11 protein-coding genes are annotated in these 12,488 nt (G+C 66.1%); 6 read left to right on the top strand and 5 right to left on the bottom strand.

Translation table 11 applies throughout. The features are described 5' to 3' along the window. Window positions 1-12: 12 nt before the first annotated feature. From algK to yaaA, 5 genes are all read right to left on the bottom strand, one after another. On the bottom strand, window positions 13-1,410 hold the full coding sequence (gene algK, locus PKB_RS04785) for an alginate biosynthesis TPR repeat lipoprotein AlgK (protein WP_043249467.1): 1,398 nt from the start codon (window positions 1,408-1,410) through the stop codon (window positions 13-15). Window positions 1,411-1,420: 10 nt separating this feature from the next. Then, window positions 1,421-2,590: a PilZ domain-containing protein gene (locus tag PKB_RS04790; protein WP_043249469.1), complete on the bottom strand. Its 1,170-nt coding sequence runs from the start codon at window positions 2,588-2,590 to the stop codon at window positions 1,421-1,423. 58 nt (window positions 2,591-2,648) lie between these two features. After that, window positions 2,649-4,133 carry a mannuronan synthase gene (gene alg8, locus PKB_RS04795; protein WP_156957986.1) on the bottom strand — a complete coding sequence of 495 codons (1,485 nt, stop codon included), beginning with the start codon at window positions 4,131-4,133 and terminating at the stop codon, window positions 2,649-2,651. A 134-nt stretch (window positions 4,134-4,267) separates the two neighbouring features. Further along, entirely contained in the window at window positions 4,268-5,578 is a 1,311-nt protein-coding gene (algD, locus tag PKB_RS04800; protein ID WP_043249474.1) for a GDP-mannose 6-dehydrogenase, read from the bottom strand. Between the two features lie 817 nt (window positions 5,579-6,395). Then, window positions 6,396-7,175 carry a peroxide stress protein YaaA gene (gene yaaA, locus PKB_RS04805; RefSeq protein ID WP_043249476.1) on the bottom strand — a complete coding sequence of 260 codons (780 nt, stop codon included), beginning with the start codon at window positions 7,173-7,175 and terminating at the stop codon, window positions 6,396-6,398. A gap of 409 nt (window positions 7,176-7,584) precedes the next feature. Between yaaA and PKB_RS04810 the strand changes: the two genes are divergently transcribed. From PKB_RS04810 to PKB_RS04835, 6 genes are all read left to right on the top strand, one after another. Then, window positions 7,585-8,976, top strand: coding sequence for a PhoH family protein (locus PKB_RS04810; RefSeq protein ID WP_043249478.1), 1,392 nt, complete (start codon window positions 7,585-7,587; stop codon window positions 8,974-8,976). 367 nt (window positions 8,977-9,343) lie between these two features. Beyond that, window positions 9,344-9,820 carry a cyclic pyranopterin monophosphate synthase MoaC gene (gene moaC / locus PKB_RS04815; protein ID WP_043249479.1) on the top strand — a complete coding sequence of 159 codons (477 nt, stop codon included), beginning with the start codon at window positions 9,344-9,346 and terminating at the stop codon, window positions 9,818-9,820. Further along, a complete protein-coding gene (locus PKB_RS04820) occupies window positions 9,817-10,065 on the top strand; it encodes a MoaD/ThiS family protein (protein WP_043249481.1) in 249 nt (82 codons plus the stop codon). The genes moaC and PKB_RS04820 overlap by 4 nt, the downstream gene beginning before the upstream one ends. A gap of 4 nt (window positions 10,066-10,069) precedes the next feature. Beyond that, a complete protein-coding gene (gene moaE, locus PKB_RS04825; protein WP_043249483.1) occupies window positions 10,070-10,522 on the top strand; it encodes a molybdopterin synthase catalytic subunit MoaE in 453 nt (150 codons plus the stop codon). Window positions 10,523-10,627: 105 nt separating this feature from the next. Beyond that, window positions 10,628-11,197, top strand: a complete 570-nt coding sequence (moaB, locus tag PKB_RS04830; protein ID WP_043249484.1) for a molybdenum cofactor biosynthesis protein B — start codon at window positions 10,628-10,630, stop codon at window positions 11,195-11,197. Continuing rightward, window positions 11,194-12,417 carry a molybdopterin molybdotransferase MoeA gene (locus PKB_RS04835; protein WP_043249487.1) on the top strand — a complete coding sequence of 408 codons (1,224 nt, stop codon included), beginning with the start codon at window positions 11,194-11,196 and terminating at the stop codon, window positions 12,415-12,417. Before moaB ends, PKB_RS04835 begins: the two co-directional genes overlap by 4 nt. Window positions 12,418-12,488 lie beyond the last annotated feature (71 nt).

Genomic DNA, 12,488 nt, shown 5'->3' on the forward strand with positions numbered 1-12,488 from the left:
GGGCTGGGCGCTTCATAGGTTCTGGGCTTCCTGTTCGTTCTGCATGAGGCTGACCGTGGCCTGCCAATTGGCGCCGCGCGCCTGTTCCTCGCGCTTGAGCAGTTGCTGCGCCTGGCTGCGTTCGGCCGGCTGCAGCTGCGGTTCGAGCTGGCTCATCAGGTCGGCGGCGGCGGGCACTTGCTGTCGCTGCGCGAGGGTGCCGAAGACGTAGGCGGCGGCCCGGTCGACCTGCACGCCGCGGCCTTGCGACCAGAGCTGGGCGAGGGCCATGTCGGCGCTGGCGGAGCCGGCGCGGGCGGCGATCAGCAGGTGGTCGGCGGCCTTCTGCGGGTAGACCTTGCCGAGGTAGCCGCGGCGGTAGATCTGGCCGAGGAAGTAGTGCGCCTGGGGCTCGCTGGGGGCGGCCTTGAGCAGGTGCTGCTCGGCCTTCTGCGGGTCCTGCGGCATCCACTTGCCGTCGTAGTAGAGGCGCCCGAGCAGCAGCTCGGCGCGCGGTTGGGCGGCGTCCTGGCCCTTCTTCAGGTAGTCGAGCATCTGCTTCACGTCGCCCAGCTCGGGGTAGTCGTACTGCAGCTTGGCGAGGTCGACCCAGGCGGCCGGGAATTCCGGCGCAAGCTCGGTGAGCAGGGCCTGGGCGGCTTGCGGATCGGGCTTGCCGAGGTTGGCGTCGGCCAGCACCTGGGCCACCGATTCGACGCGTTCGGGCGGCACGTGGCCGGTCTTGTGCGCGGCGCGCAGGCGGTCGAGGTGGGCCTTCTGCTTATCCGCGTTGCCCTGGATCTGGTAGACCGTGGCCAGCTCCATCCAGCACACGTCCATGCGCGTCAGCCAGCGCTGGCAGACCTGCTCGACCTCGCCCAGGTGCTGGTTGTAGGTGCCCTGGGTGCGGTACAGGATGATCTGCGCCAGGTCTGCCTGCGGCAGGCCCTGGGCGCGCCACTGGTCGATGCGCTGCTGCGGGTTCACGTCCGGCCAGGTCTGCGGGTACTGCAGGTAGAGCACCACCAGCGGCACAAGGGCGCTGTCCTCGCCTTCGGCGAAGGCGCGGGTCAGCAGCTGCTCGGCCTCGCGGTGCTCGGCTTCGCTGGCGCCGGGCTTGGCCGCCAGCCATTTGCCCAGGCGCGCACGGGCGCGCGGCGAGGTCTCGGCGGCGTCGCGGTAGAGCTTCTCGGCGCGGGCCTGGGCTGCGCTGTCACCGTTGGCCGCCTGCAGGTCGGCCAGGCCGATCTGCGCGTCGGTGTAGCCGAGGGTCGCCAGGGCCTGGTAGTTGGCCTGGGCTGTGGCGAGGTCGCCGCGCGCCATGGCCTCGTCGGCCAGGCGCTGGTCGGGCAGGCCGGCGCAGCCGGCGGCGAGGCTCACCGCCAGGGCCAGGCCGACGCCGCGCAGCGGATGCTGGGCAAGTGCGTTCATGGGCGATTCCTCAGCGCGCGGTGGCCAGGGCCATGGCCTTGTTCAACAGGGTGCGGCCGGGCAGGCCGCCGATGCTGACTTCCGCCGGGCGACCGGCGAGCTGGCTGTCCAGCGGCTGCTCGGGCTGGATCTGCGCGCGGATCTCGCTGGCCAGGTCGCCGTCCACCGGCGCGGTGCGCAGGATGCGGCCGCTGCGTACCTCGCTGTCGCCGGCGACCTGGAAGTGCACCAGGGTGCCCGGCGAGAGTTCGGACGCATTGCGGTAGGCGAAGCGCGCCTCGACGGTCGCCGAGGCTTCGCGCGGGGCGAGGGTGAAGATCACGTCGCCCTTGTTGGCGTACTGGCCGTTGGCGACGCGCTTCTCGACCACGCGGCAATCGCAGGGGCTGGTCAGGGTGCCCTTGAGCTGGTGGCCGAAGAGCTTCTCGATGTTGCCCGGGTTGAGCTGCTCGTCGGACAGGTTGCCCTTGAGCAGGTCCAGCAGGCTGGTGGAGAAGGTCGCGATGGGCGCGCCCTTGGCCACTTCGGCGTTGGGCTGCACCAGGCTGTCCACGGTGCCTTCGCGGGGCATGGTGATCTGCTGGCTGGCGATGTTGACCACGCCGGAGTCGGCGTGGGTGACGAAGTACAGGTTGTAGATCTGGTTGAGGATGAAGGCGAAGGCCCCGACACCGACCACGAAGATCGCGGTGCTGAAGGTGACCGCGCGGACCCGGCCGAAGAAGCCCATGCCGCTGCCGCCGGCGCCGTGCTTGCGGGCCTTGGTGAAGTTCTCGCGCTGCAGGGTGTTGAGCATGTCGCCGACGCTGATCACTTCGCCGGCGAGGAAGGCGGTGATCAGGTAGCGCAGGGCGGCCACTTCGCGCGGCTTGAGGTTCTGGAACTCGCAACCGGCGCGGCGGCTCTCGCTGTCGAAGGAACGCACCTGGAACTCCACTTCGATGGCGAAGGTGATGCTGTCGATCTGGAACAGCAGCTTGCCCTTGTGGATGTCGCCGGCCTGGATAGGCGCGGCGCTGGCGGTGAAGGCGAAGCCGCCGGCGGAGAGGTCGAGCAGGCGCGCGTCGACACCCTCGCGGTTGGCGCCGATGTAGCGGATGCGCGCGGGCAGCTTGACCCGCGCATGCTGGCGCTGGGCTTCGGATTCGTGCACGACGTTGACGTTGACGGCGGTATTCATGAGGTCGGGTCCTATGTTCGCAAAGGGTCGATCCGGCCACGGGCCGAGGGGCGGTAGCTCAAACGATGGTCAGGAGTACGGCGACGAAGACGCTGGCGGCAGAGAAGGTCATGGCACGCGAGGACCAGGTGTTGAACAGGCGCTGGTAGCGGTTCAAACCACGGTCGAGCTTGGTGCTCTGGCGCGTCCACGACTGCTGGTCGAGGCGGAAGAACACGTAGATCTTCACCAGGGCGCCGACGATCTGGTTGTAATAGAGAATCAGCGGGTAGGCCGGGCCGATCGGGTGGCCCGACAGCGACAGCAACAGGGTCAGCACCAGGCGGGTGATGCCGATCCACAGCAGGTACACCAGCAGGTAGGTGATGCTGTACTTGAGGCTGGCGATGATGGCCGCGACCAGGCCGAGCAGGCAGGTCCACATCGACAGGCGCTGGTCGAACAGCACCACGCTGGTGAACCAGCCCAGGCGCCGCGGGCCGAGGGCGAGGGCGCGGGAGTTCTGCCGCAGGTTGTTGCCGTACCAGCGGAACATCAGCTTGCGGCTGGCCTTGATGAAGCTCTTCTCCGGCGGGTGTTCGACCGTGTTGATCGCCGCGTCCGGCACGTAGAAGGTGTCGTAGCCCAGGCGCATCAGGCTGTACCAGCTGGACTTGTCGTCGCCGGTGAGGAACTGGAAGCGCCCCAGGCGCCAGTGGTCCAGGTGGTCGCTCTCGACGTCGGCGATGAAGGCCGGGTCGGTGACCACGCTGGCGCGGAATACCGACATGCGCCCGGTCATGGTCAGCACGCGCTTGGACAGGGCCATGGAGCACATGTTGATGTGCCGCTGGGCGAAGCGCAGCTTGTGCCACTGGCTCATGATGTAGCCGCCCTGCACTTCGCAGAATTCGTTGGTGGTGAGGCCGCCGACGTTGGCGAACAGCTTGAACCAGGGCACCGTGGCCTTGACCACGCCGGGTTCGAGCACGGTGTCGCCGTCGATCACCGCGACCACCGATTCGTCATCCGGCATGTGCCGGGAGATGGCGCGGAAGCCGTGGGCCAGGCCGTCGCGCTTGCCGGTGCCGGGGATGCGCACGAAGTCCAGCTTTACCCGCGCCGGCGGGTTGAGCTTCTGCCACTGCTGCTTGATCAGTACCTCGTCGGACAGCTCGACGATGGAGCAGACGACGGTGGTGGGCAGCTCGCAGGCGATGGCTTCTTCGATCACCGAGCGATAGACCATCGAAGTGGTCAGGGCGTCGATGCGGAAGCTGGTGACCATCAGGTACACGTGCGACGGATCGGCCGCGCTGCCCAGCTTGCGCAGGCGGCGCTTGTAGTACGGGTAGACCAGGTGCAGGAAGAGCATGCCGCGCAGGAAATGCAGGCCGCCCATGGAATAGCGCCAGATGCCGACCGCACCGATGATCAGCAGGAAGTCGCGGGCATTCGGGTCGAAGACCGTCGGCGGCACCAGCAGCGCCAGGCCCATCAGCAGGCAAAGGAACAGCAGCCAGCCGCTGGCTTCGCCGAGGGCTCGTTTGTATGCGTCCATGATGTGGTCCGTCAGTCGCGTCGTTGCTTCGTGGGAACGGGGGCGAGGCGGGTTTGCTGGGCTCCCGTGTTCGCGGGAGTGACGAATCTCTCCGTCATCCCCGCGAACAAACGGGGACCCAGAAACCGCTGAGGCGCTTACCAGCAGATGCCTTCGGCGCGCTCGTCGGTGACGCTCGGCATGAAGCCGATCAGGTCGATCACCTTCTTGCCCTGCGGCGCCTGCTTGACCACGTCGACGAACAGCTCGTCGCCGTTGCCCAGCACCAGCAGGTCGGAGGTGCGCACCACCTCGTCGAGGTCCGAGACCAGCAGCGAGGAGACGTGGGGGATCTTCGACTCGATGTACTCCTTGTTCGCCCCATGCACGCGGGCGTACTCGACGTTGCGGTCGAAGATCTGCAGCTCGTAGCCCTTGCCGATCAGCATCTCGGCCAGCTCCACCAGCGGGCTCTCGCGCAAGTCGTCGGTGCCGGACTTGAACGACAGGCCGAGCAGGCCGACCTTGCGGCTGCCGTGGCTGGTGATGATGTCGAAGGCCTTCTGCACCTGGTGCGCGTTGCTGCGCATGATCGAGCCGAGCATCGGGTGCTCGACGTCCAGCTGGCTGGCGCGGTAGGTGAGGGCGCGCACGTCCTTGGGCAGGCAGGAGCCGCCGAAGGCGAAGCCGGGCTTCATGTAATAGCGCGACAGGTTGAGCTTGTTATCCTGGCAGATCACGTCCATCACCTCGCGACCGTCGACGCCGACCGCCTTGGCGATGTTGCCGATCTCGTTGGCGAAGGTGACCTTGGCCGCATGCCAGACGTTGCAGGTGTACTTGATCATCTCGGCGACCTCGATGGTCTTGCGGATGATCGGCGCGTCCAGCTCGCGGTAGATCTCTTCCAGCAGGTCCCCGGTCTGCGCGTCCAACTCGCCGATCACGGTCATGGGCGGGAAGTCGTAGTCCTTGATCGCGGTGCTCTCGCGGAGGAACTCGGGGTTGGTGCCGACGCCGAAGTCGACCCCGGCCTTCTTGCCCGAGCAGTCCTCGATGATCGGGATCACCACGTTCTGCACGGTGCCCGGCAGCACGGTGCTGCGCACCACCACGGTGTGGCGCTCGGCCTTCTCGCGGATGGCGTAGCCGATTTCGCGGCAGACGCTCTCGATGTAGCCCAGGTCCAGGTCGCCGTTCTTCTTGCTCGGGGTGCCGACGCAGATGAACGAGACGTCGCTGTCCAGCACGGCCTGCTTGAAGTCGGTGGTGCCCGACAGCCGCGAGGTCCGGATACCCTTCTCGAGCAGGGACTCCAGCCCCGGTTCGACGATGGGCGACTTGCCGCGGTTGATCAGGTCGATCTTGGTGGTGGAAACGTCCACGCCAATCACTTCGTGACCACGGGCGGACAGGCAACCGGCGCATACTGCGCCAACGTAGCCAAGACCAAAGATGCTGATACGCATCGTATTCACCTCTGCTTTTGTCGAGCGGTTAAAAGTTGGCCGTGTGGCCAATTCCCTTTTGCTGCGGGGCATTTCGAGGCGCCCCGTCCAGGCAGTCCATGAGTGATCTGAAAGTTCTTGCACTCAATTTGGGCAGAGTTCCGCGACTTGCACTTTAATGTTTCAGAGTGATTTCAAGAGTGCCCTTGAAATGTGCGTCCGGATAAGCGGCAAGTCTTTTCGGTGCTCTGCTTAATTACATAACCTTTTGAAATTATTCAGGATGAGCGAAGCCTTCGAGCAAGGCTCGATGCGTTCTGTTTACCTGTGTGGGTGCAACTAAGTCCGAATGGTCGTTGCGCAAGTAGGATGTTCGAGGCTGTTGGATAGTTCCTGTCGCCGATCCGAAGTTGTGCCGTGAAGTGAATGTCCAATGGCCATCAATTGGCGAAACTTTGCTATCAGGATGAAATGGAATTGTCGCTTTCAGCGTTCGTGCAAAATGCAGGAAGTTTGAAAAGTTCCGCCGTGTTTCATCTGATTTACACTTCGTTCAGCTGTCGTTCAGCTTGATTCAAGATGTTTCGTGCAACTTGCAATCGTGAATTGCATGTAATGGCGGGATGCTTGTAATGGCGAATGGATTACAACTGCGATGGCAAAAGTGGCGGTTTTTTAGCCGTTCGGAAGTGCTGCCGGCGTGGAAAAAAATGTCACGAAAGTGCGTGGTTGCCGACGAACGGTAGCGAGACGGGAGAGAGGAAGGGGCAATCGGGCTGCCAGCGATTGGCGGGAGAGGGGTGGCTGGCGACCGGGCGGCCGCCAGCGAAAGGGGCGATCAGGCGTCGGGCTGGTCGCGCAGGAACACCAGGCGGTCCACCGAGGACTCCTCGGCGGCGAAGCGGTAGCCGGCGTAGGTGAAGTCCTTCAGGCCTTCCGGATCGGTCAGGCGTTCCTTGATCACGTAGCGCGCCATCAGGCCGCGGGCCTTCTTGGCGTAGAAACTGATGATCTTGTACTGGCCGTTCTTCAGGTCCTTGAACTCGGTGTCGATGATGCGGGCGTCCAGCGCCTTGCGCTTCACCGCGCCGAAGTACTCGGTGGAGGCCAGGTTGAGCAGCACGGCGTCGCCCTGCTCGGCGAGGTCTTCATTGAGCCAGCCGCTGATGCGCTCGCCCCAGAAGTCATAAAGGTTGGCGCCGCGCGCGTTGGCCAGGCGGGTGCCCATTTCCAGGCGGTACGGCTGCATCAGGTCGAGCGGGCGCAGCACGCCATAAAGGCCGGAGAGCATGCGCAGGTGGCGCTGGGCGAAGTCGAAGTCGGCATCGCCGAAGTCCTCGGCGGCCAGGCCCGTATAGACGTCGCCCTTGAAGGCCAGCAGCGCCTGCTTGGCGTTGCTCGGCTTGAAGTCGGGATGCCAGCTGGCATAGCGCGCGGCGTTCAGGCCGGCGAGCTTGTCCGACAGGCTCATCAGGCTGCCGATCTGCGCCGGGGTCAGCTCGCGCAGCACGCCGATCAGCTCCTGTGCGTCATCCAGGTGCAGCGGCAGGGTGTGGCGGTCGGTGACCGGCGCGGTCTCGTAATCCAGGGTCTTGGCGGGGGAAATCACCATCAGCATCGTGCGGTCTCCTCGAAGCGTCGGGCGATTGTAGGGACTTGCCCGGGCGGGCTCCAGCGATGGAGACGATTGGAAAAATCGATCGGGGGATACGCGGGGAGGGAATTGCTGCAGGTGAATAAGTCGATGACTGGACTGATAAAACTAGTCCTGTGCGCGCACCTTTCCAAGGTATTTCGTCGTACGACGAAAATTTCCCCGTTGAGAAGGAAAAAGACTTTTTATCGTCATCTTTTTTCCTGTATTTCTGGAGGCGTAGACCGCCGAACCCTGCAGACAGGTGGCGGCCCCGGCCCGTCCCTTGCTTGCAACACTCTCGAGCCCAGGCTTCGAGAGTCGGTGGCTCACCGCACGGCGGAGCGCTGTAAAGGCATTCCGTCGTAACTCCCCCGGAAGAGGTGACCCGCGTATGGATGACCACGGACGTTCCAGCAATTCCCAGCCGATCTTCTACGTCCTCGACACCAACGTTCTGATCCACGATCCAAACGCCCTGCTGAACTTCCAGGAACACCACGTCGGCATTCCGATGACGGTGCTGGAGGAACTCGACAAGCTGAAAACCGGCAAGCACTCCGTCGCCGCCGAATGTCGCCAGGCCATCCGCCTGATCGACCAGGTACTCGGCGAAGCCTCGCCCGAGCAAGTGGAGGAAGGCGTGCCGATCCAGCGCGGCAAGGCCGGCCCCTGCGGCACCTTGTCGATCCTCATGAGCAAGCGCGCAGAGCCCATCACCTGGCTCCCGGAACACCTGAACGACAACAAGATCATCAACCAGCTGGTCGAGCTGCAGAGCCGCTACAGCAGCCGCCGCGTCGTGTTGGTGACCAAGGACATCAACATGCGCCTGAAGGCGCGTGCCTGCGGTGTGTCGTCGGAGGACTACCACACCGACCAGCTGATCGACGACGTGGCCTTGCTCTCGCGTGGCTACCACTCGCTCTCGGGCTCGTTTTGGGACCGCGTGAGCAAGGTCGAGACCCGCCAGGACCACGGCCGCACCTGGCATCGGGTGCAACTCACCGACAACCTGCCGGCGGTGCACATCAATGAGTTCATCGTCGACGAGCAGGGCTTCGTCGGCTGGATCAAGGGCATCCAGCAGGACGAACTGCTGATCCTCGACCTGCACCAGGAGCCGCTGCTGCACCAGGAAGCCTGGGGCCTGCGCCCGCGTGACGTGTACCAGTCGCTGGCGCTCTACGCGCTGCTCGACCCGGACATCCACCTGGTCAACCTGTCCGGCGCCGCCGGCTCGGGCAAGACCATCCTGGCGCTGGCCGCGGCCATCGAGCAGACCATGGTCACCAAGCGCTACCGGCGCATCATCGCCACCCGCAGCGTGCAGGGCCTGGACGAGGACATCGGCTTCCTACCGGGCACCGAGGCCGAGAAGATGGAACCCTGGCTGGGCGCCATCACCGACAACCTGGAAGCCCTGCATTCGGACGACGAATGCACCCACGGCAGCGTCGACTACATCCTCAGCAAGGTGCCGCTGCAGTTCAAATCGCTGAACTACATCCGCGGGCGCAGCTTCCAGCAGAGCCTGATCCTCATCGACGAGTGCCAGAACCTCACCCCGCACCAGATGAAGACCATCATCACCCGCGCCGGCAACGGCTCGAAGGTGATCTGCCTGGGCAACCTGGCGCAGATCGACACCCCCTACCTGTCGGCCACCAGCTCCGGCCTGACCTACCTGACCGAACGCTTCAAGGACTTCCCCCACGGCGTGCACATCACCCTGCAAGGGGTGCCGCGCTCGGTGCTGGCGGAATACGCCGAGGCGCATATGTAAAGCGGCGGCCCGCCCCGCGAGGGGCGGGCATCGTTCCAACCGAAACGGCGCCCAGACGGGCGCCGTTTTCATCGGCGAGCATAGGGCGTACAACCGTTAGCGGTTGTACGCCGCCTCACCTGGCGCATCGCCAACTCCGTGTCCGAATTTGGCGGTTTCGACAACGCCAGGTTTGGCCCCGGGGCGAGCCGGCAACCATGGCCAATCGGCGTATAACGCGGAGCGTTATACGCCCTACGCCGGACCCACCCGCCGTACCTCTTTTTGTATACAATCGCTCCCCCCGACACGCCGTCTGCCGAACACCCGGCGAGCCGTCCGGGGCGTACACTTGTCCGCATCGCCTGATTTTCCCCGGAGATTTTCCTTGCTCACCCATCTCGATTCCCAGGGCCGCGCCAACATGGTCGACGTCACCGACAAGGCGGTGACCTCCCGTGAGGCCGTGGCCGAAGCGCGGGTGCGCATGCGCCCGGAAACCTTGCGCCTGATCCAGGACGGCGGCCATCCCAAGGGCGACGTCTTCGCCGTGGCGCGCATCGCCGGCATCCAGGCGGCGAAGAAGACCCACGAACTCATTCCGCTGTGCCACCCGTTGCTGCTCACCAGCGTGAAGGTCGAGCTGAGCGCGGAAGGCGAAGACACCGTGCGCATCGAGGCGCGTTGCAAGCTGGCCGGGCAGACCGGCGTGGAGATGGAAGCACTGACCGCCGCCAGCGTTGCCGCGCTGACCATCTACGACATGTGCAAGGCCGTGGACAAAGGCATGACCATCGAGAACGTGCGCCTGCTGGAGAAGCTCGGCGGCAAGAGCGGCCACTACCGCGCGGAGGATGCGCAATGATCCGCGTGCAGTACTTCGCCCGTTACCGCGAAGCCCTCGGCCTGGAGGGCGAACAGCTGGCCTGGGACCCGGCCTTCGCCCGCCTCGACGACCTGCGTTCGCGCCTGCTCGAACGTGGCGGCGTCTGGCAGGTGCTGGCCGAACAGAACCTGATGTGCGCGCGCAACCAGGAACTCTGCTCCCTCGAAGAAGCCCTCGCCGACGGCGACGAAGTGGCCTTCTTCCCCACCGTGACCGGAGGCTGAGCTCATGGCGATCCGCGTGCAGGAAGCGCCTTTCGATCCGGGCGTGGAACTCAATGCCGTGCATGCGGCGAACGTCGGCGTCGGCGCAGTGGTCGGCTTCGTCGGCTACGTGCGTGACTTCAATGAAGGCCGCGAAGTCGGCGGCATGTTCCTCGAGCACTACCCGGGCATGACCGAGAAAGCCCTGGAGAAGATCGCCGCCGAGGCCGAGCAGCGCTGGCCGCTGCTGCGCATCGAGATCCTGCACCGCATCGGCCGCCTGGAGCCGGGCCAACCGATCGTCTTCGTCGGCACCGCCAGCGCCCACCGCCAGGCGGCGTTCGACGCCTGCAACTTCATCATGGATTACCTCAAGACCCGCGCGCCCTTCTGGAAGAAGGAAGACACCGCCGAAGGCCCGCGCTGGGTCGAAGGCCGCTGCAGCGACCAGGACGCCGCCGAGCGCTGGAAGACCTGACCGGCATCCCCCGCCTGGATCGGCGGGCTACCTCTTCCGGGGAATGGGCCGCTGCCGTCTGGCGGCGCAGGCTGGGCGGCATCCCAACCTTCCCCGGAGGCAACCATGAGCCACCTGGCCGCGCAGGACTTCCAGCGCCTGCGGATAGCGGTGCTGACCATCAGCGATAGCCGCACCCTCGACACCGACGATTCCGGCCGCACCCTGGCCGAGGCGCTGCAGGCAGCCGGCCATGTGCTGGCGGCGCGGCGCCTGGTGTCCGACGACATCTTCCAGATCCGCGCCGCGATTTCGGCCTGGATCGCCGACCCGGACATCCAGGTCTGCCTGCTTACCGGCGGCACCGGGTTCACCGAGCGGGACAACACCCCGCAGGCCGTCGAGCCGCTGCTGGTTCGGCGTGTTGACGGTTTCGGCGAGCTGTTCCGCCAGGTCTCGCAAGCCGAGATCGGCGCTTCCACCCTGCAGTCGCGGGCGCTCGCCGGCATCAGCAACGGCACCCTGGTCTGCTGCCTGCCCGGCTCGCCCGGCGCCTGCCGCACCGCCTGGGAGCGGATACTCCGGGAGCAGCTCGACAGCCGCACGCGCCCCTGCAATTTCGTCCCGCACCTGAAGGTCTCGCTGAAGCAAACAGGAGGCTGCGGCGGTGCCTGTGCCTGCGGCAGTCGTTCATGAGCGGCTGCGGATGCGCCAGCGGCGGGTTGCTGCCGGTGGAACTGGCGCTGGAGGCCTTGCTGGCGCGGGTGCCGGCGGCTCCCCCGGTGGAGTCGGTCGGTCTGGACCAGGCCATGGGCCGGGTGCTGGCAGAAGACATTCGCGCGCCGGCCGACCTGCCGGCCTGGGACAACAGCGCCATGGACGGCTATGCCCTGCGCGCCGAGGACGCCCGCGTGCCCCGCACGGCGTTGTCGCTGGCCGGCAGCCTGGCGGCCGGCCAGTCCCGGCGCAAGCCGTTGCAGCCCGGCCAGGCACTGCGCATCTTCACCGGCGCGCCCCTGCCGCCAGGCGCGGATACCGTGATTGCCCAGGAAGATTGTCAGCTCGATGGCGAGTGGGTGGTGCTGCCGGCCGTGCGCCAGGGCAGCCACGTGCGGCGGCGGGGCGAGGAAATGCGCCAGGGCGATTGCCTGCTGCGCCGCGGCACCCGCCTGCGCGCCCAGGAGATCGGCCTGCTCGCCAGCATCGGCCTGGCGCGGGTGCCGGTTCACCGTCGCCTGCGCGTCTGTCTGCTCAGCAGCGGTGACGAACTGCGCGCGCCTGGCGAGGCGCTGGCGGCCGGGCAGATTCACGACGTCAATCGGTTCAGCCTCGGAGCGCTCATTCGCGGCTGGGGCATGGAGCTGCATGACTATGGCGTGCTGGCCGACACCCTGGCGGCCAGCCGCGATGCCCTAAGCCTGGCAGCCTCCGAATGGGACCTGCTGATCACCAGCGGCGGCGTCTCCGTCGGCGAGCGCGACTACCTGAAGCAGGCGGTGCGCGAGCTGGGCGAGCTGCACCTGTGGCGGATAGCCATGCAGCCGGGCAAGCCACTCGCCTTCGGGCAGGTGGCCGGCAAACCCTGGCTCGGCTTGCCAGGCAACCCGGCAGCGGCTTTCGTCACGGCGCTGGTGCTGGCGCGGCCGTTCCTCTGGGCGGCGCAGGGACGACCCGAGTCCGAAGTGCAGGCGCTGTCGTTGCCAGCGGGCTTCGCCTGGCCCCAGGCCAACCCGCGCCGACAGTACCTGCGCGCGCGGCTCGAGGCAGATGGGCAAGTGCACATCCATGCGCAGCAAGGCTCGGCAATGCTGCGTGCCGCGAGTTGGGCCAACGGCCTGGCTGTGGTCGAGGCGGGCCGGACGCTGGAGGAGGGCGAGGCGGTGGAGTTTCTGCCTTTTGGCGAGTTGATGGGCTGAGCTGCCCGTTCGCGAGCAAGCTCGCTCCTGCCGTAGGAGCAAGCTTGCTCGCGAACCCTTCCAGACCGCGG

Origin of the sequence: Pseudomonas knackmussii B13 (assembly GCF_000689415.1) — a bacterium.
Lineage (GTDB): Bacteria > Pseudomonadota > Gammaproteobacteria > Pseudomonadales > Pseudomonadaceae > Pseudomonas > Pseudomonas knackmussii.